Source organism: Ktedonobacter sp. SOSP1-85, assembly GCF_016587415.1.
Taxonomy (GTDB): Bacteria; Chloroflexota; Ktedonobacteria; order Ktedonobacterales; family Ktedonobacteraceae; genus Ktedonobacter.
In genome coordinates, this window is sequence record NZ_BNJI01000001.1 from 5,015,380 (window position 1) to 5,039,840 (window position 24,461).

Genomic DNA, 24,461 nt, shown 5'->3' on the forward strand with positions numbered 1-24,461 from the left:
CAAGTGCTGCCCGCTCTTCGTCAGCGAATCAGCTCGTCTTTGTGCACCAACAGAGAGCACACGCCCTATGCCCTTGCTCGCAAAACAGAGCAAGTGGCATCATGTACCCGCACGATGGTCCATTTCACTCGATGATAGATGTAGAGGTTATATGGAGAGTACCTGTGAGGCAAAAAAGACACAAAGGGACCCTCAGGCAAAGAAATGTTCCCCGAGGCCCGCTGAAAGCTGCTAGATGAGGGCTTCAGGGAGGGCAGCATCAAACTTGATAGACATATGAAAGCCTCCCTTTGCATAAAAGTAGTAGTGGATATTTCAGCGGAATTGTACTCTATAGCTACAAGAGTTGTCAAGGAATGGCATGTAAGGGGCCTACATCCTTTAGGAGAAAGTAGGGGAAAAACGGTGGGGTCCCGTCCTTCCGGGGAAGGATGAGCTTTTTGGACAGAAACGAGCAAGCAGGGCAGGTGCTTGAGGTCTGTTACGGACGTCGACTGGAAGATGTGATCCCTTTGCTTCAACGGCTTGCCGCGCCTGAGCAGGTAGAAGCTGTCAGCATGGATATGAGCACCTCCTTTGCGCCAGCGGTTCGAACTTGTTTGCCACACGCTCAGATTGTGGTGGATCATTTTCATGTCATCCAGCATGTCATGAAAGCGTTCCGAAAGGTCGTATCGGCTTGGGCTCACAAGAAAGAAGGACAAATCCTTTTGTATCGCAAGCAGCATCTCTTCCTGAGCGCGCAGGAAAACTTATCCCCAGATCAGCAGAAGGAGCGTGCACGCATTGCCTCTCATTTGCCTGATCTTGAGGAGGCCTGGCAGTTGAAAGAAGCCCTGCGAACCTGGTATGCGACAGCTACCACAGAGACTGCCGAGAAGCACCTTGACGAGTGGATCAATCAGGTTCGAGAAAAGGGACCTGATGCTCTGCGCCAAGCACTCTCGGCCTTCACCAAATGGAAACAAGAAATCCTGGCGTTTTTTCCGTTTTTTGCCGACACGCATCTCGAACGGGTTTGTCGAAGGCAAAAACAACCGGACCAAGGCTATTATGCGTCAGGCATATGGCTACCGTAACCTTGGAAATCTGCGTCTTCGTATCCTGATCGGAGATGCTGTATGAGGCACAATTATCTCATCCTTCCCCCGGAAGGACGGAGAACCCTTTGCCATCATTGATCAGGCCGCCTTTGCCGCCAAAAACCTGTATAATCAGGCCAATTATCAGATTCGACAAGCCTTCATCCATGAGGGAACCTACCTCCCCTATGCCGCTCTCTTTCATCGCTTGAAGCAGCATGAAAGCTATTGTGCTCTGCCTCGCAAAGTCAGTAACGCCATCCTCATCCAGCTTCACCACAATTGGGTCGGCTTTTTTGAAGCTCTGAAGGCCTATCGCGAAGACCCTTCTCCCTTCACCGGGCGCCCCAAGCTTCCAGGGTACAAAGACAAGGCCAAAGGCCGTTTCCTGCTCATCTACGAGAAAAAAGCCCTGGGTAAGAGGGCATTCAAGCGCACGAGCAAGCTGGTCCCATCAGGATTGCCCATCGAGATAGCAACTCAGATCACCTGGGAGGCCATCCGGCAGGTTCGCATCGTTCCACGCGCTGATGGCTACATGGTGGAGGTCGTCTATGAGCAGGAGCTCCAACCGGCTGCGGTCAACCCGCAGCTTCGAGCCGCCGTGGATGTGGGCGTCAATGTGCTGGCAGCCATCACCAGCGACAAACCTGGGTTTGTGCCTCGCCTGGTGAGTGGCAAACCCTTGAAAAGTCTCAATCAGTACTACAATAAACAGCGCGCCAAGCAGCAGCAACGCCTCGCGCATGAGAACCGATACACCTCGCGCCAGTTGGATCGCGTGACGACGAAGCGCAATCGCCGTGTGGATACGTATCTGCACACGGCCAGCCGTCGGATCATTGACCTGTTGGTGAGCGAAGGCATCGGGACGTTGGTGATTGGCAAGAACCTCTTGTGGAAACAAGAGGTGACCATGGGGCGCAGGAACAATCAGCAGTTTGTGCAGCTTCCCCATGCTCGTTTCATTGAGCAGTTAACCTACAAAGCGCACCTGATTGGGATCAGAGTCATCCTTCAGGAAGAAAGTTATACCAGCAAGGCCAGTTTTCTGGACGGCGACCCCATTCCCACCTATGAGGCCAACGCTGCTGAGAAGCCGGTGTTTTTAGGCAAGCGTCTTGCGCGCAGTTGGTATCGTGCCAGGGATGGACGCCTCATTTTGAAGCTCGCTCGAACAGGTTCGCCCCCTAAAAGGCACCTCACAGCCACCATAGTGAAAAGCAAAGGAAATCCCATGCGTATAGCCGTTTTATCATCTTGACCAGGTCGCCAAGAGGCATTAAAAGGAGTGCGCTAAGAGATCAATAGGCTCTTAGCGCACTCCTGCTAACATCCTTTAGCTTTTGAACATTAGGCGTCATACTCACCTCGTCTCATCATCTAATGATCGTCCTCGAATAAGATTTTTCCACTGGGATTCAGCTTTCTCGTCTGCTACAGGCTCTGACGTTTCCTCTTTCCGCGGTTTCAACGAACGTGCCGTCATTGGGCCTGCGTCATGTTGTGGAAAACGCTCATGTCTGGCATCTTGATCGCCAAAGGCAGTACGCTCCATTGAAGCGTTCCTTCCCCCTATGGTATCATGCACTGGATCTAACTCGTGTGTGATGCCTTTCTGTCTCTCTTCTCTCTCTTCCTTTGCATGTTTTTCTTGCACATCAGACACTTTTTGTCGCTGCAACGCCTCATCTTGTGCTCTAACCGCCTCCTGCATCTGCTGCCTTTTCCGTTGTGCTCTGGCTTGTCTGACCTCGTGCTCTCGCTTTTCCTCCTCCCGTTCAGATGCCACTCTTTTTTCTCTCTCTCGCAGATGCACTGGAGACATTTTCGGATCATCCTTCATTGCCGCCCGTTGTCTCTCCGTCGTTTCCCCTCTTGTGAATGCGCTCTCTTGATGAAACAGGTAGTGCGATGACATTGGATCTGATGTTCCCTGGGGTGCCTCCTCTACCATTCTGGCGAAGTTCTGTATCTCCTTTTCCAGCACGGTTTGAAAATAGCTATTTATTCCCAGCCATTCTGCCATTCTCCCGACGATACCCATCGGAGGGTCATGGTTGATGAAGACATCTACTAATGTTTGCTCAGTTCCTAAGGGCGTAAACTTGATCGTACCTCTATTCTGCAACCCCTTTATTGATCTCCAGCCTACCTGCCGCTCAGGAATCCAGTTCTCATTCACAGCATCCCACTCTTGTTTTCCTGCTACCTGTACAACCCAATGGCTACGTTGAGTGTCATAGTACGTCACCTCCCGAACGGAATGCATATACTTTGGGAAATCATGAAAATGTGTAAAGAACGCATAGGCATTCTTTATTGATGTAGGTACAAGTACCGTCACATGATGCTCACCCATCATTCCCTCCCTCTTACGTTACCAACACAACAATGAGCTGCCCAAAGGAGCAGGTCCTGGTCCGTTTTGGTGCCAGACGCGTGCTCTGCTACAGGGCGCATCTCTTTACACATCCAGCTTTTAGACATTTAGAGGGATATAACTCTGATACCCTCCTTTTTTGTATAAAATGCGCATTTTATCTGGAACGTGTTGGGATTGCTCTCCATTTACCGATTGATGTTGAGAGGCTCGAAGAGGATGCCTCTCCAGCATACTCTACAATTAATTTATCTTTAGTTTGTAAAAACAATACCATGTTTTTGAAATTTTGTCCACTATTATTAACCTAACGCAGATTTTTGTGGCTGGGAATGTCAATAGCTTTTCTGTTTGTATTTTAGTAATACTATATTGATCATTGGGCATTATAGATCTTAGAGCAGATCATACTTTGTGCATGCATGCCTCTTCACGCTTGCTATCTGTTCTACCTGATCGAAGGTAGAAGCAACTGCCAGGATACAACCAGGAGGGAATTATTCCACAGATGAAGTGTGAGTAGTTTTCCTGGCTGAAAAATCCGAAGTCAATGCTGTTTCTTAACAGAATCAGTTGAGTAGTATATCTTACCTTCCCCCACTCTACCAAATTGGGGCAAGCTCAGATGCAAGCTATGTCAAAAAACGCAGCATTGGGATATCAGGCTCATCCGTCATTTTATGATCTTCATTGGACCAGTCAGCTCGATCTTCGATTTCCTGACCTTCTTCATCATGTTACGGACCTTCAATGCTGGAGCAGTACTCTTCCATACTGCCTGGTTCGTGGAGTCGCTTGCGACTCAGACACTGGTCCTCTTTAGTATTCGCACGGCAGGCAATCCGCTACACAGTCGCCCCAGTCTTCCGCTCACGCTGACTACGCTCCTGATTGTCTTGGTTGGCTTTGTGCTCCCCTACACGCCACTTGCCGGACCACTTGGTTTCACACCATTGCCCGCCCTCTACTTTCTCTTCCTGGCAGGGATGATTGTGAGCTACTTGCTCCTCGTGGAGTTGGTCAAGCGCCGCTTGATGCGACGGTATGCATGAGGAGTTTCCACCAAATTGGGGCAACGTCTTTTGGGGTTGCCCCAAAAGGACCGCAGTATTGTTCTTGAGCAAAGGGATAGGAATGAAGAATAATCCCTACTCTCTTTCGTTCACCGCTCATAGGTCGCCGTGAGCCATGTACGCCCAAAGATATCCCGTCCCGCTATTGTACAAGAGACCAGTCGCCAGCCTCGTTCTGTGTGACGTTTCAAGTCATGTTCATACTTCTGATACGATGAACGAAACAGGCCGGGCCTATAACTCTTTACTTCTTGCTGTGATATGACAGGTTGTGACATTGCTTTTTCCTTCTCACCCGTGAACAACCCGGGTCTTTTCTTCTGAACTCTACCGTTGTCGTTAAATAGATATCCTTCTAACTTCTCGCTTCATAGCTCCTTCTATCTTATTCGTCTGCCCAGGATCTGGGGATATTCTATTTAGTAGTTGAATTTTTCATAAAAAAGTTATGAAATCAAAATATCATAGCTTAGATATATATTTGTATTTTTCTCAGAAATAGTGTATACTAAAAGTAGCTCATAGATCTTTTCTTGAGTCAAGCCTCTCACACCATGTCCCTCGTAACTACTAACGTTCTGAGCGCTCTTCTCCCCACTCGGCAGACATGATTGCTACAATGGTCGCGTTTGCGCTCTCGCGTTTGTGCTTCCTCTCCTCCTTCAGGCATAGGCATCTGGAGGCAAACCATACAGGATCACATGATTATGCGACTCTTCCTTCTCCCCTTAGCGCTCTTTGCCCTCCTGATCACTCTTCTCTGGTTCAGAGAAATACAGGACCGGCGCCAACGAGCCCACTGAGGAAAAACGACACCATCTCTTCGATGACACTGTTTCAAGAGTCTGCTCCTGGTTGACACGCCTTCAACCGAAGAAGTGCTCCTCTGGTTTCTCGCAAGAAAGGCAACTCCTATGAGCACTATTCAAGAAACACACCCGCCAGTCAAGGCGATGAGAAACGCACAACCAGATGAGCATCCAGAAACAGTCGTGATCGTTCAAGGCGTCTCTCCATCTGTGCAGGGCTCCTCTGCGAGAGAAGATAGTGCAAGCCAGGGCAACTTCGCAGAGACAACCATGCCGGAGAGACATGCTCAAACTCCGTATGTCTACCCGGCTTGGCCGACATCTAAGCCCGGCCCGCCGGTCATCCCCCTTCCTCCAGGGCAGAAACCGCACCCAAAGCGCACGGATCAGATGGTCTATGACTGCTATGACCAGGAGCGAGGAAGACCATGCGTTGCTCCTGCAACCCAGGTGATGCGGAAAACGAGAGCCAGAACGTACCGTTCTGATGACCCCTTCTTAGAGGTGATCTCTGAGGCTGAGGTAACGGAACGCTGGCGTGATGATGGCAACACATCCGAGACTGAGGCCATAGGGCGTTGGCTCGACGATGGCGGCACATCTGATGCCGCGTTTGAGATGGGAAGCCTTTCACCTCGCCACAATGTACAACGCTAACGCCTCTCAGGTGCTGCCACGAGTGTGCCTCGAAAGAGCCTCTTTCTGGCAGTTACCAGGTGTGAGAAGCGAAGAAAGAAGAGCTTGCTATGGAAGAAGCAATCGTGAGAACGGTATTGGTAACGCAGAAACTCGAAGCATTTGAGCGGCTACAATCCGAATTTGAGGCAAGTCTTGACTTCATTCAGGACGTACATGGGCAGCGGCGCTTCTCAGCATTTCCTGTTGCTGAAACTGTCCACTATCTTCATTCCCTCTGGATCTGTGCATGTAAAGACCACCTCCTGAATGTCTCGACGCACAGCCGACGATATGAGGGGAACACGTGCTTAGGTCTCTTACAGGGTTGGCAGGAGGGAAAGACAGCTGCGGTGGTGGCATTCCTCGAGCGAAAATTGGATGGGCTCGCTTTTGCTGGTCTCACGCGCAAAATCGAGAAGGCTGCAACTGTTCTTCCTCCTCATGAGGATCTGGCACAGCGCCTTGCCCATGGTCGTCTCGTCTTGCTGAATCGGAGAATGAACTTGCTGCAAGCCTTAGACGCCATTTTCGCGCTGCCAGAGCATGATTTGTTGCAGGACGTGCATGCTGCCAGTGTGTACTATGGGCATACCCCTCAGCAAATTGAGCAACAACGCGCCGAACAAGACGATGTTCGTTCCTCTTCTGTCCTCCATCCGCTTCTGGCACAACGGAACATGGTGGTGATGAATACAATTGGTACTCATGTCATAACGCAGCAAGCCGCTAGAGGAAGAGCGCGTTTTTGGAGGGTTGTAACACCAATGGACCCTTCGCGTCCCTTTGCTGAGTATCTTATGAGAACATATCAGGAACAGACGTCACGCTCGCATAACGTCCAGGTGCAGGGAGATCTCCTTGCGCAAGCTCACGATGCTATCATCATCCATAGCCCAGACGACCGTATTCTCGTCTGGAACCAGGGGGCGACTGCGCTCTATGGATGGACCGAGCAGGAAGCTATTGGGAAGGATATCCACACCCTTTTGCAGACCTGCTTTTACGCGTCGCGTGAGGCGGTCGCTCTCGTCCTGGCCACACGTGGACACTGGCAAGGGCAACTCACCCAGACATCGCGCGATGGGAAACTTTTGATCGTGGAGAGTCGTCAGATCTTCGTGCCTGCGAAGGCTGGTCAAGCAGCGGTCATCGTGGAGATGAATCAGGATGTTACCGAGCGGGAACAGTTCCTGCAAGAACAAGCCGAAGCGAAGGCACGTGAGTTAGCCTTGCAGGAAACAGCACGCCAGATGGATGCATTTTTTGGTATCGCCAGCCATGAACTCAAAACACCATTAACCTCCATGAAAGGGAATCTTCAACTCGCACAACTCCAGCTCACACACCTTCAACAACCGGAAACAACGTTCGACGAGACCATGGCCCTGACCCTTACCACGGTTCGGAGCTTGCTTGATCGTGTCGAGCGCCAGATCAAGAGGCAAAATCGATTGGTCAATGATCTTCTTGATATCTCGCGTATCCAGACGAACCAATTTACCCTGCAGCGTACCTGGTGCGACCTGGTCAGGATTGTTTGCGAGGTGGTTGAAGATCAGCGCATCCTTGCCCCTACGCGTACGATTCGCTGGCATACTCTGGTTTCCCAGGCAGAGGTATGGGCCGACGCAGACCGTGTTGGACAGGTGGTCAACAACTATCTCTCCAATGCGCTCAAGTACTCTGAAGCCGGCACGCCGATAGATGTTCGCTTGGAGCAAGAAGAAACAATGGTACGCGTATCAGTGCATAATCAGGGGCCAGGTCTCTCTGAAACACAACAGCAGCAGGTCTGGAAAAAAATTTATCGGATAGGAGAGATTGAAGCGAAAAGTGGATCAGGGATGGGCCTGGGCTTAGGTCTCTATATCAGCCAAACACTTATTGAGCGCCATGATGGGCGAATAGGCGTCGAAAGCACTCCTGGAGAGGGATCAACGTTCTGGTTTACGCTTCCGTTCGCTCCTTTAGAACACATATAACGAAGAGAGAAGATGATGATAATGACTACCCCATTTTCTGAACAGCAGAGCGAACAATGGCTTCTTGAAAGGACATATCACGCCCAATTGCGCGATGGTCGGGAGCTTTCTGTTCCTGACTTCACATGGGCCATGAAGCAGCTCACTGATGTCGATGTTCCTCTTTTGTCGCAGTCCTGGAAATCAAAGCTACCAGAGCAGTTGTCTGCCAAGAAGAGTACCAACGTTTCCATCCCAATCTCTACCTGGATGGAAATCTCACCAGAAGAAGCAGGTACCAGCTACCAAGAAGGATGCCCTGTTCTACTCTATGGCGAGCATCGGTGGGAGCATTTGAAAGCAACCTCTGAGACATGGAGGCCAAATAGAAACGTGTACACTCTCATTTATGGAAACGCCAAAGTAATGCCGGAGGTCGTCTCTGGGGTTGAATATGCCGTCTACTATCTCGACCCCAAACGAGGCCATGCTGCCAATGCTTCCTGGAGAGCCTGGTTCTCTTCGGACGTTGCCACGCTTCTCAATGGTAGCACGTACAGGAATATTCTCTTCCTTCGCCCTTGTATGCAGTTTCCCTCTACGACCTATTACACCGCGATTACTGCTGATGGGCAAGTCCATGAGTATTCAGACAGGGCCAGGGCAATACAGGGGTATGCTCTCCTGGTATCACAGGAGGCGCATGACCGGAGTGATCTCCACAGCATCTTCCCCCAATTCTGCTACTATCATGAGATCATTGCACGCCAAGCGTTCAGCCCAGGAGAGCCGGTAGTGTGCTCGTTCTGCACGGGAAAGCAGTCGAACTGGCGAGGACTGAGATGGCTGATCCTGTGAAGCTCGTTCCGTGAGTTGGATATCGACACGCTGATGGCGAAGGAGTTTGACGACCTCCCGCCGATGAGCGCGCCGTTGCCAATCTCCCCAGAGCACCGGATGCAAGGCTGGTGGAGGCGAAGGTTCCTCTGGTGCAGAAAGAGGCTCACCTGCGATCGATGCAGGCGAAGAGACAGGCCAATAGACGGCGCTCACTCGGCGCGCTTTCATGGTCGTTGCCGATTCTTGACACTGCTCACGGAGCAGACACGCGCGACAATGGCCGATCCGGGCTGCATACAGCACCCGCAGCGAGCCATCGCGCTCCTTTCGGCGCTCTTGTGGATAGAGAGGGCAGCCTGCTGGACAGCGCAGCGTCCCATCGGGCTGGAGAGAGAAATCTGCCCCGGCAAACCCTTTGGTGTATGATGGACGTGCCCACTGTGGTGGTCCATACGTGACCGGAGTTGGATCAGCTGGCTGAGAGACAGGATCAGGCGTAGCCGCCGCAGGCTCATCGATCTGGGCAGGAGCAAATTCCGTTGTGCGCATGGGTGTGGGGTGGAGGGTATGCCCCAATTCCAGGTGGAGATTCCAAATCCATTGGGCGAGAATGAGCCAGAACTCCTGACCCCAGGCGGTATGCGAACACCAACGATCCAGATTCTGTTCCTCGTCTTCATCGGCCAGCACCGCCTCAAATGCCCCGCGATGCAAGTACAGGGCAACGACATCAGCGGGAGTAAACGCATCCACCGGCAAGGCAGTGAAAAACAACTCGTAGACTACTTCGCCGCGCGTGGTCCCGACAGAAGCCTTCGTCTCGGTCCCTGGATGGGTTGCGACGATGACCCGTGTGCGCTGCCCGATCGGGGTTAAGAGCAGATCAGGGCAGTCAAAAAGTGCCCGGCAGGTTCCTGTTTCTGGATGGGTCGTGTGCTGGTCAGGCGGTTGGGCCAGGCGGATTTGCACCTGGGGAAGATCGAGGAGACCATAGTCCTTGCCCCGCATGATGTAGGCAAGTCCAGCCAGATCCGCGACAATCGCGCCATTGCCATATTGCCCATCCAAGCGCACCACGGCCTGACTCAATGGAACAGATAGCTCTTCCAGGTACGCGCGGATCACCGTGATTGCCTGCCGCAGTTCTCCGCGATAGTCGCCGTTGCCTGCCCCCGATGCCCCGAAAAGGTGCCGAGCCATTGGTGGGTATGTGCCTGGAGCACGGTGGTCCGCGTCCGGACGGTTTCACTCCGCTTGCGTCCTGTATAGCCAGGAGCGCAGACCTCGTTCAGTCGGCGTTGGGCTGGTGGGAGATCGGGTGTGGAGGGCAGGGCGCGTTGGCGAGCCGCTTGTCGTGTGCCATCAACGTCGAACACCACCCAATGGTTTCCCTGTCGATCCCATAACCCACCAGTTTTCTCCTCCTTCTCCAGAGGCGGGCCACCAGATCTTCGAGAAACACCGCGCGCAATGCCTCAACCACTGGTTGGTTCAGCGCAGCGAGAAAGCGACTGAGTGTCGAGCGGTGGGGGAGGTGTTCTCGGCCAAAGAGAGCCATGAACGGGGCAGCGAAGGGTTGTAAACCCTCATAGAACGTTTCCAGCGTTCGTTCACCGCTGATGGCATAACCCAATAACACCGAGACAAAGTCAATCAGGTCGTAATGGCCGAACCGACGCCGGGCAAAGCGCACACGCTCCGTAATGGCCGAAAGCACGCCCTGGTATCCAAGGTAGCGCGCGATCACGGTCACTTCACTGAACCAGAACGGTGTTGAAGGCACAGATTGCGCAGAGGTTTGGATGGCAACATCCGAAGAGCAAGAGGAGCCATCGGTCTTCTTCTCAGGGGTCATGTGTTTTTCTTCCCGAAAGCCGCAGGAGAGTGAGGGTTGCTGTCACCACGCGGCTCAGCTCGTGCGCAAGTATGGCTCTGTGCCTTTCCTCCTCCCCATGATGCGGCTTCTCTCCTCTCTTACAGAAATTCGCTTTCGGTTAAATCCGTATTTACGCCTGCGGCTGCCCGACTTCCCGCGGCTGCCGCGATGATCAGTTGATGAGGGACACCCACTAAGGCATCACCTGCGGCATACACGCCTGGAACTGTCGTTCTCCCCAAGGGATCAGTGACGATTCCCCCCATGACATTCATCTCACAGCCGAGTACTTCGCCAAAAGGCGAAGCCTGGAGCAACTGGGAGGCGACAAAACCGCCTTCACGGCGTTTCTCTTCCTGCGTGGCAAACGCAATCCGCTCTAGCTGCCCATGTTTTCCAACAAGAGCGGTAATACGATCTTCCACCACCTGAAGCCCTTTCTTGCGCAACGTTTCTTGTTGTGCTTCAGTGAGAATCTGATGGCCATTCGTACAGAGGAGCAAATCGTGACTCCAATTCCAGACAATTTTGGCCATATGGAAAGCCTGTTGCCCTTCTTCTGCGATCACGACAAGGGGCTTCTCCTTGAGTTCCCATCCATCGCAGTAGGGGCAGCTAAACACACTTTTCCCGTAATAGTCATGCAAACCATCTATCGTGGGAAGAATCTCTTTGAGACCGGTGGCAAGCAAGACTGTCTTTGCGGAGAGCAGATCCCCTTTCTCTGTGGTGATTTCAAAAGAGTCATCAGTATGGCGAATACCAGTGACTCGCACGTGCTGAATTTCCACCGAAAGATATTTGCTGATTTCCTGGTGTGCAATGGCTCTGAACTCGTTCGGTTTGACTCCGTCTCGTGTCAAAAATCCATGCGACTCCTGCGTTACGGCATTTCTTGGTTGATTCTCGTCAAACACCAGAACCGTTCTTCTGGCTCTCCCCAGGACAAGAGCCGCATTTAACCCTGCCGGTCCACCGCCGATAATGGCACAGTCAATGATCATTGGATGACCTTCCTTTCTTAAAAGAGACTTTCTAGATCCTTTATATCTCTGATAACGATAAAAAAACAGCGAGAAGCGGTTCGTTTACGTTGTCCTCGGAGAGCGCGACGAGTCAAGCAGATAGGTGACGACCCAGGGTCCAACGCGAGCGCCAGCGGCGGTTGCATGAGCGAGATGGCCGACAGGATCGGTTGCATTCCCAATGACCCAGACGCCGGGGCGGCTCGTCCGTCCGTCAACATCGGTGACGGCGAAACCAGCCTCATTTACCTCGCAGAGGGACGCTGGGAGATCAGATGCAGCCCGAAATGGTGCGGCCACGAAGACAGCATCGGTTGGCAACTCCGTCCCACCCGCCGTCGAGACCGAGACGAGTTGATCGTTCTGCCGCACCAACGCCGTCACCTCATCCCGAACGATCTCGACGCCAAGCTCATGCAGCCGGTCGAGGGCCGCGGAGTCGAACTCGTGCGGGGTCACCACCGTCACGGAGGACGACCACGCGGTGAGCAAACTACCGAGCTGCGCAAGGCGCTCCCCCAGTCCGAAGGCGACGAGATGCTTGTCTCGTACTTCATAGCCGCTGAAGCACGGGCACACGTGCACATCCCGACCCCAGCCCTCGCGCAAGCCCGGCACCGATGGAAGCACGTCCACCAGCCCGGTCGCGAGCACGACGGCGCGGGCTGTCACCATCCCCTGCCTGCTCCAGACATCGAAGAGCCCGTCGGGCCTCGGCTCAATCTTGAGCACAGCCTCGCTGCGGATTTCGCCACCGTAGCGCACGACCTCGGCGCGTCCGCGTGCCTGCAACTCTGCTGGCGTGATCCCCTCGTACCCAAGAAATTCATGGACCTGCTCTATCACCGAATCGCGCGTTGGACCACCGTCGTAGACGATAGTGCGGCGTCGCGCACGGGAGAGAAACAGCGCCGCGCTCAATCCCGCAGCACCCGCGCCAACCACCACCACATCTACGATGTCTTGCTTGCCTCCAAACGTTTTTTGAAACATACCGTTCCTCCTTGTGTCAAACACCATGACGCTTCTGTTGGCTCTGCGTAGGCACAAGCGCAGCATGAAAACCTGTCGGTCCACCGCCGAGCATAGCCCAGCCAACGGTTATCGGATCAACCCCTTCTAAAGGATATTATAGACTCTTAATATCTACAATAGGGCCAAAAAAACACGCAGGCGCGTTCACACAAGCGCGTTTACATCGCCTACTTGTCCAACCAGTTCAACGAGCTTTCGCTCTTTGAGATACGCTTCCATTTGCTGTTCTGCATGTGTCATCACCCCCTGAATTAAGCACCCCTGATGATCTTCACCGTCATCACAATGAAACAGGGAGGCAGTCCCTTCAATGGCATGAATAACCTCCAGAAAAGAAAGATCTGCTTTGTTTCTCGTCAGCTTGTATCCTCCGTTGATTCCGGGAGTAGACTCGATCATGCCCGCCTTCACCAGCTTGGTCAAAATCTTGGAGAGATACGTCGGGGAAAGCCCCTGAAGCTCTGCCAATTGCTGGACACCGACGGTTGTTCCGAGAGGGAGAGCCACCAGATACAGCATGGTATGGAGCGCATAATTGGTCGCTTGGGAATACTTCACACCTCTTTCCTTTCTATTACAGACTCATTGAGTCCATAATAGAACATTCAGAGGATCATGTCAAGCTTCTCCATCTCCAATGGTTTCTTTTTTCGAGAGAGTTCTTTCCATTTTGAGGGTGCGTGCGCAATTTTCGCCTTTTGACAACCTCGTTGCGCAACTCGTGGGTCTATCCCGCCCAATGAACAAAAGAAATTGTTGTAATGAGCACTGGCGCTTCTTGGTGGGTGATCTAGAATATTTGGGCTCGTGGTCTAGCACCGCCGAGCAGTATCATCGATGGTGCAGAGAAGGGAAATGGGCTCTCATCCTTCAGATCTTGCAAGAACCGCAAGTTTCCATTTCTTCTTCTCCTTGAGATGAGTAAGGGTCACTATAGTACTAGTTAGTGGTGCAAAATGAGCCCCTTCGTCCCGTTCCAGAAGCTAATCATCTTTCTAGAAGTCTAGCCAAGTGATTCAAGTCGCTTATCAGGCAGTTTAATAATCTTGAGCTTATATGTCACAAACCAGTCTGGGGAGGGGATTCATGCATTTCGCATCGCAAACTAGTGCGAGATTATTGTTATAATTCCTCATCCAGACCGCTCCCGCTTCTGGCCTGGCCTTGCTGCTAAGCGAGGCCTTTGGCTTGAAGTGGTAATTCCTCAAACGGACAGCTCTCGCCTCTGGTGCGACGGCACCAAAAGTGCAAGAGCCAGTCCTTCGTGCCTTCCCATGGCGGCTTCATGAGTTCCAAAAGAAAGGCATAGGCCAGGCTGGCAAGCATGAGCAAGCGACGACGATGCATCCACTCATGCAGGCGAGGGCTTTCAAAGGCCAGTTCATTCCAGGAGACGACGCGAGCGATTGATCCATGAGTGAGTGCGCTCCACTACCCATCGTCGTGCTCGATGACTGGGAAGACGTCTTTTCTCCTGCTTCTCTTGTTCACGACTGCGAATATGAGGCAGATAATGGCGGCTCTCGATTTCCTGATGTGCGGGAGCTCCATCGTAAGCTGCATCCAGACAGAGATGCTGAGGGTGCTCTTCTGTTGGATCGGGTCGCAGAATTGCGATACCGTCCAGAGTAGCACAGAGTAAGCGTGTATCGTGACGATTCGCTCCATCAACGACGAGAGCCAGGGGCATCCCGGCCCCATCGGTGAGGAAACTGCATTTGGTTCCACTCTTGCCGCGATCGGTGGGGTTGGCTCCGGTTGCGGCTTTGCCGAAGGGGGCTTTCGTCATTGCTCCGTCCACTGCTTGCGATTCCCACTCTTGGAAACGGCCATGCACTGTTGAACTCGCTCCCAATTCCCAGGGCAACGCTTCCATTGGATTCTTGTGCGCAATACGTAGATGATTGCCGCAAATACTTGCCGATTATCCATTCGTGGTCGTCCCCCTTTGGCACGTGAGGGTGCTGGTGGAATCAGTAACTTGACTTTCTCCCACCAGTCGTCGCCGACTTCCCAGGGGCGTGTTCGTGGCATCGCTTTTTCTCTTTCTCAGTTTTAGAACCCTCTTCATTGCCATTTGGCACGAGGAGAAAAACAGATGCAGAGAAGGAACACACTCTCTGCGAGAACTCTGGGAGGGCGTTGCGTCTCTGCATCTGTTGATCGTTGTCATGCCTTGAGGGAGCCAACCAGATGAAGCAACTGATCTCTTTCGCTCGCCTCGGAAGTTATGGGAACGAGTTGCAGCATCAGTTCATCAAGACCACCCTCTAAAAGTTCCTGGATGCGCTGGCTCACGGCGCTCTCATCACCGCTGATCACCAGTGCCCGCGCCAACGCATCTAACGCTTTCTCATCACCCTCTACTGCTCTGGCAAAGCCAGCCCGTACAAACGCGCGCGCATACCCACTCACCCTGGCGTACACTTGCACTCTCTGACGTACCGCAGCGAGGGTCGCTGCTTCATCTGTACTCATGGCCACCATCAGATGCGCGATCAGCGGAGGCACGGCACGCAAATATCTTTCGGCTCCGGCTTGCAGCGCGAGTTTGGCCTGGTTGAGCAGATAGGGAACTGGGCACATCCAAGAAATTGCCCCATCGGCGATCTCTCCAGCCTGCTGGAACGCCTTCGGGCCTAACGCTGCGACAAGCAAAGGAATCTGAGTACTGTGCGAAGCAGTAATGACTGTGTCGAAATTGCCCATCTGAACAGCGTTTCTTGTCTCGAAAAAGGTGCCGTGAAAGTCTGCGTTGTTTTTCCACAACGAGCCGCGCAAGATTTGCACGTATTCTTTTTGATATGATAGGGGCTCAGAAATTTCCAGACCATACCAACCCTCTAGGCTCTCACGAGCGCCAGGCCCGACCCCTAACCGTAGGCGTCCCGGAGCAAGGGCATGTACCATGAGCGCCTGTTGCGCCATCAGCAACGGGTGGCGCAGATAGGTCACCGTAATGGCGGTCCCGAGCCTGATGCGCTCAGTTTGTGCTGCAGCGGCAGCAAAGAGCGTCAGTGTATCGGGAGATCCAGAACCCGCGCCGCCCGCCGTCATCCAGATCTGTTGGACGCCCGCCAGTTCCGCTGCACGGATCTTGTTGAGACTGTTCACGGGGTCTGAGCCTTCGATGCAGACCCCGATGCGGTCACGCAAAGAGCGCTGTGAGAGAGCATTTGAGTGATCTTGTGGTAACATCATCTGTTTTCTCCTTCCCTATTTGGCTAGGGCAACCGCTCGCTCTGATCAATCAACGCCTCAGAGACTTCCCATAGACGATGGCTAATGGCGGCATCATAGGAGCGTTTAGAAGAGGGCGTCTCTTTGCCCTGATTGCTTTGGGAGAAATACTTCCCGTTCACTCCCACAAGTTCAGGAGAAGTCGCCACATAGAGGGTGGTCTGCGCTCCTTTCTCGACATCTATGCCGCCAAAAAAGTAGGCCACCTCTCCCATGAGATGTATAATGCCTCTGGTGCCACTATTAAAGTTCGAAACGACCATGCCGGGATGGAGTACGTTGGCTGTGACTCCTGTGCCCCTGAGTCGGTCAGCCAGTTCGTAGGTAAAGTAGATCTGTGCGAGTTTGGATTGGCTATACGCTTTCACAACGCTATATCTTTTTGTCCCTTGCAGGTCAGCGAAATCGATCTTTCCCTGGGTATGAGCAGAAGAACTGACATTCACAATGCGTGCTGGCGCGCTGGCCCTCAGCACATCTACCAGCAGTTCGGTGAGCAGGAATGGGCCCAGGTAATTCGTCGCGAAGTTGAACTCGAGCCCCTCCGAGGTGACTTTGCGCTCGCTATTCGCTCCCCCGGCGTTGTTGACCAGCACATGAAGTTGTGGATATTTCTGTTTGAACTCATTGGCCACGCGGCGTACCTGAGAAAGCTCTGAGAGGTCTGCGACGAGTAAATCGACTTGGTCGTTCGAACTTTCCTCTTTGATCTCTGCTTGTGCTGCTTCTCCCTTTGTACGATTGCGACAGACCATCACTACGGTCGCGCCCATTTTAGCCAGTTCTCTGGCTGTGACTTTGCCAATTCCTGAACTGCTGCCCGTCACCAGGCAGACTTTTCCCTGCATACTATGGTTATTCATCGCCATGATTCGTATCTCCTCGTCTCCAAATGCTTTGGAACTTCTCGGGCTGGCTCTGTTTCCTCTTCAAAGGTTTTTGCCTCTTTCATGTCCAGAGTGTAAACTGTAGAGTAGCGTCTATAGTCAAGGCTTTTTGGAGGAGTTTTCAGTGCTCATCAAAGAATTGGAAAAAAAGACCGGTTTGACGCGTCACACCATTCGTTTTTATGAGAAACAAGGCTTCCTTGCGAGCGGCTCTTTCCGGCGTGAGGAAAATAATTATCGGAATTATTCCGAGGAGACGGTTGCGTATCTCAAAATGCTCAAAGCAGGTCAAGCGGCAGGGTTTACGCTAGCAGAGTTGAAAGAACTCATCAACGCAGATGAAGCGAATGAACTCCCTCTCCAAAGGAAAGTTGAGCTTATTTGCCAAAAGATAAAGGATATAGAGAGGAAAAAGGCAGATTTAGACCAAGTGCAAACCTATCTCACTCAGATGTTGGTACAGAAGTTGGCGTTGATGAAGGCTGAAGGAAATGGAATTGCTCATGGCAATACCCATATCACTTCCGAACCTTGACTGGCGATTGTGCACAGTGTAGGGATATGCAGTGCGCCGATGAGACGCACAGAACCTAGCCTTGATAGCAAGGTGTCACTGTTACCAATGTGACTAAAGCAGCGCCTTACCTGATCCTGAAAGGGAAATGGGACAGTAGCATGGCGTAAAAAGGCCGAGCGGCAAATAAGTACCTAAAGTTGAGTCGGTCAGCTAGGCAATATATGGTCAGGGCTGTTCTGCCCGAATTCCAGCAGCGTGGAGTTGCCCTCCTCCCATGCCTTCACGGTACTATTGGGCATGCTGGTGGTTCACTGTTAAGGTGTGTAGAACGGTGAAAGGTAATCCACCAGGCAACCTCTAATGAAGAGGATACCGGCTAATGGAAGACCTACTTATTGACTAGGTTCTGTGTGGAATTTCGGGATCACCTAAGGTTAGACCGCTACACAGAGATATGGGGAGCGCCTTGCACGAAGCGCTCCCGCAGTTCACGCCTTTACTCTGGTCCTGCTCTTTCTGCTTCCGCTTTCACGATATGGTTCCTTACCCGAAGTGTCACCTGCGGATGGGCGCGGATAGTGAGGAGCCAATCGGGTGGGGAGTCGCGAAACCCTCATTCACGCCATCTACCAGGAACCAGAGCGCCAACGAGAATCAGGAGAACGCTGGCTGTGACCAGGGGCAGGTCGCTGACGAGATAATTGGGCAGGACATTTCCAAGCGGAAAGGCCAGAAAAATCAAGGGGACGGTGAGCACTCCGACCAGCAGCAGGAGCAGTGCTGCGAAGACGGGTAAGGCTCGTGCGCGCAAGGTGGCGATCCCGAGCAACGCCATCCCGGCAAAAAGCGCGACCGTCGTGACAGCCGACAGCTCACGAGGAAGAATGGCTCCATTCAGCAGACTCGGAAACAGGGCGAGATCGATGAGGAGGGTGACAAGCGCGATCGCCTCCAGCACAATCCCCACGGTAGCCGTGCCTTTCGCCCGCGTCCAGAGCCGCGTGCTCAGTGCGATCAGACCAACTCCCAGGCAGATTTGCGCCGCCTCGGAAGCGATCATGCCAATCCACATGAGCACCGATCCATCAAAGTAATCCGGGTCAATGAGTCTTCTGTCCATAGCTCCCGCCAGGTAGGTGATGATCCACAGCCCTCCTGCCAACACCAGCGCGCGCCCTCCCCAACGGGGCCAGCCCAAGGCTGGTTCTGCAAGAGACGTCTTTTCTCTCTCTGAGATGTTTTGCATGGTTCTCTCCTTATTCTCTCGATCAGAAACCAGATTCTTTTTCCGGGCGTAAGAGCACCATAGGGATTTCTCGCTGCGTGAGCCTCTCATACCGTGCAAACATCGGCGAAGCCGTCACAAGCCGTTCCCAGAGCACTTTTCGCTGCTCGGCATCGGCGACTTCCGCGATGGCGGTGCGCTGCCAGTTTTGAATGCGCACCTGTACGTGCGGCTGGCTGCGGAGATTGAAAAACCACGCGGGATGTCGATCTCGTCCAGCGTTCGAGCCAGCCACAACGTAGGTGGCGCCACTTTTGACATAGACCAATGAAACCTTGCGCAGGAGTCCGGACTTGCGCCCTGTTGTAGTGAGTTCCAGCATCCCCACCGGATCCTTCTCGTTGTTCATCTGAACACGCCCACCTGTCAGGTTGTAGACAATTAACGCAAACATACTCAATTTAGCTGTCTTCTCTGTCATGATCGTCTTCCTTTCGTGGGAAAAACCGCCCTGCTCAGATAATACCATTTTGATATAATACCAAAGTGAAATCAAATACAGGGCAAAAAAAAGCAACGCTTGTGCCGGGGCAGGAAACTCCCGCTCAGGGACAGCGAAGGGCTACCATCAGCTAGCGGGAGGGCCAGTTTCGCTGGACTTTCGCCAGCAGGTCGATGAAAACCAGTTGCTCCGTTGTCGTCAGGGTATCGAGCACGCCTTGTGAGATACTTTGCCATTCCTGCAGAAAGGCTTCAATGGTCCGCTGGCCCTGCTCTGTCGGGATGACTCGGAAACTGCGCCGATCCTCCTGATTGAGCATCCGCCTGATGTAGCCATGCTGCTCCAGCCGATCTAAGATACGGGTCAGTGTGCTCAAATTCACATCACCCAGAGCCTGGGCGATCTCTTTGACCATCAACGGGCCACGCGGTTCCATCCAGAGGAAGAGCACACGCACATCCTCGGGATGGCATCCCTTCATCTGTTGCTCAAAGTTCCACTGTTGTTGCTCGATGTGGTCGCTCAGAAAGAAGATAAACCGGAGCAAGGCCGTCGTCATCTCTGGCCGATCAGGAAACGATGTGCTTGTCATGGAACTCCTTCATGCCTGGTGTGCCGCCAGCGTCATCTGGCTGTTCACCCCCTCCATATATTTTCATTATGAAAATAGAATACCAGACCCATCGTCGCCTGTCAAGAGAGGGAGAGGTGTTTTCTCCGGAACATGAAGGATCGTTTCCCTTGCATGGCTTTTCTTCTTCCTTCATCTACAACTGTAGGACTAGGCAGACGCATCAAACGGGGAATGTTTCGTAGCCAATTGGGGACGCTCATAAACGCGGACGTGAACGGCTCGTACAAATATCATCAGGAAAGTAGCACCCGCCGCCTTTGAGCGAAGGTGTAGAGGATGTGCAGTACATCCCGTGCCCTTATCCATAGGGGCATAAATGGGCTTGCTAGGAGTTTTCAATACTGTATGCACTCACGTAAAATGTTACCGAAAAAAGCGAGCCATGCTGGACAAAAATGAGATGAAAGGAGCCAACTGGCAAAAGTATCTCAAGTTCCTCTATGAGCCTATCTCGTCCAGGTGGTGAAGCGGTTTGGGGTTATCTTTCGAGTGCCAGGCGCACACCCAACGCAACAAATAGCGCCCCGGTGAGGTAGCCGATCCATCTTTTTCCTTTCTGATAAAGACGGGTCACTGGTTTCAGAGAGAAAACACAGACGACCAGGCTATACCAGACAATATTGACACCCAACATCAGAGCAACACTTGCAGCCTCAACCCAGAATGGGGGATGGACAGGGAAAAGCACGACAAAGATACTGCTAAAGAAAGCAAGCACCTTTGGATTCCCTATATTCGAGAGAAAACCAACTCTCCAGGCAGCAAGTCTTGAGGCAGTGATTGCTGCAACAGAGGAAGAAGGAGCAGCATGGTGGGCATGAAGAATTGCTCGAACCCCTAAGTAGATAAGATACAGCGCCCCGAGCAGGCGTATGATGTGGATTAACCAACTGACTTGTGCTAACACCACCGCTAACCCCGCCATACTCCCGATGATCCAGACAGAGAGCGCGCTCGTGATCCCTAGAGCGACAAAGATCCCTTCGCGACGCGAGCGGGTCGAGTAGTAGACCGTGGTGGCAAAGTCCGGACCCGGGCTCATAGCTCCAACAAGTGTAACTCCAACAAGCGTAAGAAGACTTGGAAGATAGGCCATAAAACCATTCCCTTTTCTTCGCTCAGAAGCATCATCTGGAATGAGAAGCGTCCCAGATGATGCTTCAAGAGCAACTAAATTCTCTTCTCAGAACTGTCAACAGTGGAAATAGGCCATATGGGGGAGATTGCAGCCCATTTACGCCTATCGCAATGGTGAAATGAGAAATTATATCCTTCTTCTCATCTCTTCTCTACGTCGTAAGTGATATGAGCAACTTCTTGCGATGGAACGGCCTCCCTCATTTTTATCTTGATATCGGGGTTCATATTCGCAAAAAGCGGGGTGCCGTGACCAAAAACTACCGGCACGTAGTGGATCGTGAACTCATCGATCAACCCTGCGTTGAGATATTGCTGGATAGTATTGGCTCCTCCTGCTATTCGGATATCTCCATTGCTGGCAACAGCTCGGGCTTGACGAAGTGCGCTTTCGATGCCGTCAGTGACGAAGTAGAACGTCGTGCCGCCAGGGCGTTCCCATGGGGTACGTACCTGGTTGGTCACGACAAAGACGGGAGTATGGAAGGGAGCCTCTTCGGGCCAGAAGCGCTCGCCACCACTGAACATATTCTTCCCCATGATACTGACGCTGGTACGTTGAAAGGTTTCTTCCAACATGCTGTTGGCGAGACCTGTCTCGCCACCTTCGCCCAGTTTGAGATTCTCGCGGAAGAATTGCTGCTGAAACATCCAATGCTGGAGTTGCATCCATTTGTTCATCCACTGTTTGTATTCCGGGTCGTTGGCATGGGCCATGTCCATTCCTTCAGGGGCGATGAAGCCGTCCAGGGACATCACGACATCGAAAAACACTTTGCTTGTTTGCATCATCTCAAGTCTCCTCTGCTTTTTCCAGGGCGCATCAGCGAGAGCCATGCTGGACCGCCATTCGCCCTTCGAACAGTTGCCCTTCTTCTCGAGAGTTCAAATTTCGACGCGATAATTCAGGTGTAATTCATCCCCTGATAGCCCACGAATCCCCCAATTGTGCGACGGCGTCTCAAAGATGGTGATTTCGAGGTCTTGCGGAGGGATGAGCAGTTCCTCATGCAGCCTGGCAAACAGCAAGCGAATGAACTGCTTTTTCGTTTCAATGGAGCGACCTTCAAACAAACTGATCTCCAAAATAGTGTACCGTGAACTGCGATCTTTGGGAAAGACAAAATCAGAAGGATCGAGCAGGAAAAAGCGATGAAATCGTTTCTCGGGCGGCAGATGAAGAGCTTCTACGGCACAAGCATGAAGGACATCCGAAAACTGCTCTTTCAGGGGTGCAAGATGATCTTTTAAACTGTAGATCTTGATCTGTACCATACGAGACTATCCTTTCTTCTTTGGTATCCTCAGCCTTTGTAGAAAATCGTCCCTCGCGGTGAGAAGCAAGAAGCCCTGCGTTGGACATCTTTTGCATTCATCCATACGGCTCCCATATGAGCTGGAGGCCAGATCGCTGCTCATTGAGGGAGCGAGCAAACCAGGGCCGGATACTTGTCCCCAGTTCACTGTCGCGCTCTGATCCATCGGCGAAATGCACGCTGACCCTGCCCTGCAAGGCATGCCTCTCAAATGAGGAAGAGCCACAGAAAACAGAGATGGACAAGATCGCGCCTACCAGCGTTTCCAGGTCAGCAGAGGAAATCAGGCAGGAAGCCTACGAGCCCGCCTGCCATCAAGCAGGAGCAACGCAATAAGCAGGACCTCTATAAGCTTATCGCTATAATCAAACATATCTGCATGACGGAACTCAACGAAGTACCACACCACAATGGTGAGGGTCGTATACCCAATGAGCAGCCAGCGGATAGACGGTTTTACCCATAACCGCGTCTTTCATCCCCTGGCTTCAGCCATGGGGATGAAAGACGCGTTCCTTTTTGGAGAGGGGAAGAAGAGCAACGCGTTGGGGTATTCTCCTCTTGACAGGAGATACAAAAGTGCTGTACACTGGAACTCATGTTCAAGGGCATCGAAGCAATCGGAACGTGGTTTTTGCGTGCCATTCTCATGTGGTCTGGTGTCCCAACTATCGACGCACACTGCTTGTCGGGACCATCGAAACCCGCTTCAAGCAGATCATTCGCCAGGTCTGCGAAGAGCTTCAAGCAGAGCGAGAGGTGATGCCAGATCATGTGCATCTCGCGGGTCAATATGGACCTCCAGTTTGGGATCCATCGGCTGGTGAAACGCATCACAGATCGTTCCTCTCGATGCTTGCGACAGGAGTTCCCGCAACTCAAGCGAGCATTGCCCACGTTGTGGACGAATTCCTCTTGTGTCAGCACATCAGGTGGTGCGTCCTTGAGCGTCATCAAGCAGTCTATTGAGCAACAAAACCATGTCTCACAAGACATTTCACTACCGGATCTATCCGACAAAAAAGCAAGAGACGACCCTCACCCACTGGCTACAACTGCTGTGTGAGACGTACAACGCCGCCTTGCAAGAACGCCGGGATGCCTATAGAATGGCGGGGAAATCGATCGGCTTTTCCCATCAGTGCGCCGAATTGCCCGAGTGCAGACACATGCGTCCCGATCTGGCTGAGGTGCCTTCCCAAGTTCTCCAAGATGCGGTCAAACGCGTGGATCTTGCCTTTGATCGATTTTTCCAGAGATGTGCGAGTGGAGAGAAGCCAGGCTATCCCAGATACAAGTCTCGTGTTCGCTATGATAGCATGACGTTCAAGCAATACGGCAATAGTTTCGACGTTGCAGCGAGCGCTCAAAAGAACCGGGGAACGCTCGTGCTCGCCAAATTGGGCCAGGTGAAAATGGTGATGCATCGGCCCCTCGCCGGAACGCCAAAAACAGCGATTGTGAAGCGGACGCCTACAGGCAAATGGTTTGTCTCGATCTCGTGTGAAGATGTGCCAAAGGGAAACGTCCCTCAATCAGACAAAGAAGTCGGCATCGATGTCGGGCTCAAAACCTTTGCCTATCTCTCCGATGGCACGTCTCTTGAGAATCCACGCTTCTTCAGGCAAGAAGAAAAGAACCTGGCGAAGGCGCAACGCAAGCGAGACAAAGCCCCGAAACAATCGCAAGAACGAAAGAAGCTCAAGAAACGCGTGGCACGCGTCCACGAACGGACAAAGCATCGCCGCAAGAACTTTGCGCACCAGCACTCGCGCAAGATTGTCAACACCTGCAACCTGATCGCCGTAGAGGCGCTGATCGTGCGCAACATGGTCAAGAATCCGAAACTGTCCGCATCCATCGCAGATGCAGCGTGGTCGCAGTTCTTTGCGTTTCTGTGCAGCAAAGCGGAAGAAGCTGGCCGCACAGTGGTCAAAGTCAACCCGGCCTACACCAGTCAGCGATGTTCCTGCTGCGGGCATGTGCAAGAGATGCCGCTCTCTGTACGGATCTACGAATGTCCCAACTGTGGACTCGTGATCGATCGCGATCACAATGGCAGCAAAAATATTTTAGATGAAGGTTTAAAGGCTGTGGGACGACACAGCCGCGTCATTCCAGAAGCCCCCGGCTTGTAGCCGTGGGGAGTCGTCACTTGCTTGAACCACGGCAGATAGAACGCAACTAAAAGGGCCAAGTAGCCAATACAGTTCAGAAGAAACAGGGTAGCAATCGTCACTA

At 52.5% G+C, this 24,461-nt stretch carries 22 protein-coding genes and 3 pseudogenes; 9 read left to right on the forward strand and 16 right to left on the reverse strand.

Translation table 11 applies throughout. The features are described from left to right. Nucleotides 1–431 precede the first annotated feature (431 nt). The 3 genes and pseudogenes from KTE_RS20910 to KTE_RS20915 form a co-directional block, all read left to right on the forward strand. Nucleotides 432–965 (forward strand): annotated as a pseudogene (locus tag KTE_RS20910) (transposase); the annotation flags it as partial. Beyond that, nucleotides 925–1,125 carry a transposase gene (locus KTE_RS49675; RefSeq protein ID WP_374226783.1) on the forward strand — a complete coding sequence of 67 codons (201 nt, stop codon included), beginning with the start codon at nt 925–927 and terminating at the stop codon, nt 1,123–1,125. The pseudogene KTE_RS20910 and the gene KTE_RS49675, both read left to right, overlap by 41 nt. A gap of 6 nt (nt 1,126–1,131) precedes the next feature. Next, on the forward strand, nt 1,132–2,346 hold the full coding sequence (locus KTE_RS20915; protein WP_374226816.1) for an RNA-guided endonuclease InsQ/TnpB family protein: 1,215 nt from the start codon (nt 1,132–1,134) through the stop codon (nt 2,344–2,346). Nucleotides 2,347–2,448: 102 nt separating this feature from the next. Here the strand turns inward: KTE_RS20915 and KTE_RS20920 are convergent, their stop codons facing one another. After that, entirely contained in the window at nt 2,449–3,447 is a 999-nt protein-coding gene (locus KTE_RS20920; protein ID WP_201384256.1) for an SRPBCC family protein, read from the reverse strand. 677 nt (nt 3,448–4,124) lie between these two features. On the opposite strand from KTE_RS20920, the gene KTE_RS20925 reads away from it, so the two are divergent. Continuing rightward, nucleotides 4,125–4,517 (forward strand): cation transporting ATPase C-terminal domain-containing protein, encoded by a 393-nt coding sequence (locus KTE_RS20925; protein WP_374226817.1) that lies wholly within the window; start codon nt 4,125–4,127, stop codon nt 4,515–4,517. Between the two features lie 110 nt (nt 4,518–4,627). Here the strand turns inward: KTE_RS20925 and KTE_RS20930 are convergent, their stop codons facing one another. Further along, complete coding sequence (locus KTE_RS20930) at nt 4,628–4,816, reverse strand: hypothetical protein (RefSeq protein WP_201384260.1); 189 nt, start codon at nt 4,814–4,816, stop codon at nt 4,628–4,630. Nucleotides 4,817–5,452: 636 nt separating this feature from the next. Here KTE_RS20930 and KTE_RS20935 point away from each other — a divergent pair. Both KTE_RS20935 and KTE_RS20940 read left to right on the forward strand, forming a co-directional pair. Continuing rightward, nucleotides 5,453–6,004: a hypothetical protein gene (locus KTE_RS20935; RefSeq protein ID WP_201384276.1), complete on the forward strand. Its 552-nt coding sequence runs from the start codon at nt 5,453–5,455 to the stop codon at nt 6,002–6,004. A gap of 89 nt (nt 6,005–6,093) precedes the next feature. Continuing rightward, nucleotides 6,094–8,007 carry a PAS domain-containing sensor histidine kinase gene (locus KTE_RS20940; protein WP_201384278.1) on the forward strand — a complete coding sequence of 638 codons (1,914 nt, stop codon included), beginning with the start codon at nt 6,094–6,096 and terminating at the stop codon, nt 8,005–8,007. Nucleotides 8,008–8,676: 669 nt separating this feature from the next. Here KTE_RS20940 and KTE_RS20945 read toward each other — a convergent pair. The 8 genes and pseudogenes from KTE_RS20945 to KTE_RS20980 form a co-directional block, all read right to left on the reverse strand. Continuing rightward, nucleotides 8,677–10,026, reverse strand: coding sequence for a hypothetical protein (locus KTE_RS20945; protein ID WP_201384280.1), 1,350 nt, complete (start codon nt 10,024–10,026; stop codon nt 8,677–8,679). 88 nt (nt 10,027–10,114) lie between these two features. After that, nucleotides 10,115–10,681, reverse strand: a complete 567-nt coding sequence (locus KTE_RS20950; RefSeq protein ID WP_201384282.1) for a hypothetical protein — start codon at nt 10,679–10,681, stop codon at nt 10,115–10,117. Nucleotides 10,682–10,800: 119 nt separating this feature from the next. After that, nucleotides 10,801–11,706 (reverse strand): NAD(P)/FAD-dependent oxidoreductase, encoded by a 906-nt coding sequence (locus tag KTE_RS20955; RefSeq protein ID WP_201384284.1) that lies wholly within the window; start codon nt 11,704–11,706, stop codon nt 10,801–10,803. 84 nt (nt 11,707–11,790) lie between these two features. Further along, complete coding sequence (locus KTE_RS20960; protein WP_236600507.1) at nt 11,791–12,777, reverse strand: NAD(P)/FAD-dependent oxidoreductase; 987 nt, start codon at nt 12,775–12,777, stop codon at nt 11,791–11,793. A gap of 129 nt (nt 12,778–12,906) precedes the next feature. Beyond that, entirely contained in the window at nt 12,907–13,320 is a 414-nt protein-coding gene (locus tag KTE_RS20965; protein WP_201384288.1) for an RrF2 family transcriptional regulator, read from the reverse strand. Nucleotides 13,321–14,149: 829 nt separating this feature from the next. Beyond that, a pseudogene (locus KTE_RS20970) lies at nt 14,150–14,796 on the reverse strand (transposase); the annotation flags it as partial. Between the two features lie 135 nt (nt 14,797–14,931). After that, a complete protein-coding gene (locus KTE_RS20975; protein ID WP_236600508.1) occupies nt 14,932–15,963 on the reverse strand; it encodes an LLM class flavin-dependent oxidoreductase in 1,032 nt (343 codons plus the stop codon). 23 nt (nt 15,964–15,986) lie between these two features. After that, on the reverse strand, nt 15,987–16,871 hold the full coding sequence (locus KTE_RS20980) for an SDR family oxidoreductase (RefSeq protein WP_236600509.1): 885 nt from the start codon (nt 16,869–16,871) through the stop codon (nt 15,987–15,989). Nucleotides 16,872–17,013: 142 nt separating this feature from the next. Here KTE_RS20980 and KTE_RS20985 point away from each other — a divergent pair, with 142 nt between their 5' ends. Further along, on the forward strand, nt 17,014–17,424 hold the full coding sequence (locus KTE_RS20985; protein WP_201384291.1) for a MerR family transcriptional regulator: 411 nt from the start codon (nt 17,014–17,016) through the stop codon (nt 17,422–17,424). A 595-nt stretch (nt 17,425–18,019) separates the two neighbouring features. Here KTE_RS20985 and KTE_RS20990 read toward each other — a convergent pair. The 6 genes from KTE_RS20990 to KTE_RS21015 form a co-directional block, all read right to left on the reverse strand. Next, nucleotides 18,020–18,652: a hypothetical protein gene (locus KTE_RS20990; RefSeq protein WP_201384292.1), complete on the reverse strand. Its 633-nt coding sequence runs from the start codon at nt 18,650–18,652 to the stop codon at nt 18,020–18,022. Nucleotides 18,653–18,674: 22 nt separating this feature from the next. Next, nucleotides 18,675–19,112, reverse strand: coding sequence for a nitroreductase/quinone reductase family protein (locus tag KTE_RS20995; RefSeq protein WP_201384301.1), 438 nt, complete (start codon nt 19,110–19,112; stop codon nt 18,675–18,677). Between the two features lie 151 nt (nt 19,113–19,263). Continuing rightward, nucleotides 19,264–19,725 (reverse strand): MarR family winged helix-turn-helix transcriptional regulator, encoded by a 462-nt coding sequence (locus KTE_RS21000; RefSeq protein WP_201384303.1) that lies wholly within the window; start codon nt 19,723–19,725, stop codon nt 19,264–19,266. A gap of 520 nt (nt 19,726–20,245) precedes the next feature. Further along, entirely contained in the window at nt 20,246–20,863 is a 618-nt protein-coding gene (locus tag KTE_RS21005) for a LysE family translocator (protein WP_201384305.1), read from the reverse strand. A 182-nt stretch (nt 20,864–21,045) separates the two neighbouring features. Further along, nucleotides 21,046–21,693, reverse strand: a complete 648-nt coding sequence (locus tag KTE_RS21010; protein WP_374226818.1) for a dihydrofolate reductase family protein — start codon at nt 21,691–21,693, stop codon at nt 21,046–21,048. Nucleotides 21,694–21,789: 96 nt separating this feature from the next. After that, nucleotides 21,790–22,179 (reverse strand): tautomerase family protein, encoded by a 390-nt coding sequence (locus KTE_RS21015; protein WP_201384308.1) that lies wholly within the window; start codon nt 22,177–22,179, stop codon nt 21,790–21,792. Nucleotides 22,180–22,802: 623 nt separating this feature from the next. Here KTE_RS21015 and tnpA point away from each other — a divergent pair. After that, nucleotides 22,803–23,286 (forward strand): annotated as a pseudogene (tnpA, locus tag KTE_RS21020) (IS200/IS605 family transposase). Then, nucleotides 23,201–24,358, forward strand: coding sequence for an RNA-guided endonuclease TnpB family protein (locus KTE_RS21025; protein WP_201384310.1), 1,158 nt, complete (start codon nt 23,201–23,203; stop codon nt 24,356–24,358). The pseudogene tnpA and the gene KTE_RS21025 overlap by 86 nt, the downstream one beginning before the upstream one ends. The last annotated feature ends 103 nt before the right edge of the window (nt 24,359–24,461 follow it).

Coding starts and splice junctions, on each gene's coding strand:
- KTE_RS49675 (WP_374226783.1), top strand. CDS start 925: ATGCTCTGCGCCAAGCACTCTCGGCCTTCACCAAATGGAAACAAGAAA.
- KTE_RS20920 (WP_201384256.1), bottom strand. CDS start 3,447: ATGATGGGTGAGCATCATGTGACGGTACTTGTACCTACATCAATAAAG.
- KTE_RS20930 (WP_201384260.1), bottom strand. CDS start 4,816: ATGTCACAACCTGTCATATCACAGCAAGAAGTAAAGAGTTATAGGCCC.
- KTE_RS20935 (WP_201384276.1), top strand. CDS start 5,453: ATGAGCACTATTCAAGAAACACACCCGCCAGTCAAGGCGATGAGAAAC.
- KTE_RS20940 (WP_201384278.1), top strand. CDS start 6,094: ATGGAAGAAGCAATCGTGAGAACGGTATTGGTAACGCAGAAACTCGAA.
- KTE_RS20945 (WP_201384280.1), bottom strand. CDS start 10,026: ATGGCTCGGCACCTTTTCGGGGCATCGGGGGCAGGCAACGGCGACTAT.
- KTE_RS20950 (WP_201384282.1), bottom strand. CDS start 10,681: ATGACCCCTGAGAAGAAGACCGATGGCTCCTCTTGCTCTTCGGATGTT.
- KTE_RS20955 (WP_201384284.1), bottom strand. CDS start 11,706: ATGATCATTGACTGTGCCATTATCGGCGGTGGACCGGCAGGGTTAAAT.
- KTE_RS20975 (WP_236600508.1), bottom strand. CDS start 15,963: ATGATGTTACCACAAGATCACTCAAATGCTCTCTCACAGCGCTCTTTG.
- KTE_RS20980 (WP_236600509.1), bottom strand. CDS start 16,871: ATGGCGATGAATAACCATAGTATGCAGGGAAAAGTCTGCCTGGTGACG.
- KTE_RS20990 (WP_201384292.1), bottom strand. CDS start 18,652: ATGCAAAACATCTCAGAGAGAGAAAAGACGTCTCTTGCAGAACCAGCC.
- KTE_RS20995 (WP_201384301.1), bottom strand. CDS start 19,112: ATGACAGAGAAGACAGCTAAATTGAGTATGTTTGCGTTAATTGTCTAC.
- KTE_RS21000 (WP_201384303.1), bottom strand. CDS start 19,725: ATGACAAGCACATCGTTTCCTGATCGGCCAGAGATGACGACGGCCTTG.
- KTE_RS21005 (WP_201384305.1), bottom strand. CDS start 20,863: ATGGCCTATCTTCCAAGTCTTCTTACGCTTGTTGGAGTTACACTTGTT.
- KTE_RS21010 (WP_374226818.1), bottom strand. CDS start 21,693: ATGCAAACAAGCAAAGTGTTTTTCGATGTCGTGATGTCCCTGGACGGC.
- KTE_RS21015 (WP_201384308.1), bottom strand. CDS start 22,179: ATGGTACAGATCAAGATCTACAGTTTAAAAGATCATCTTGCACCCCTG.
- KTE_RS21025 (WP_201384310.1), top strand. CDS start 23,201: ATGTCTCACAAGACATTTCACTACCGGATCTATCCGACAAAAAAGCAA.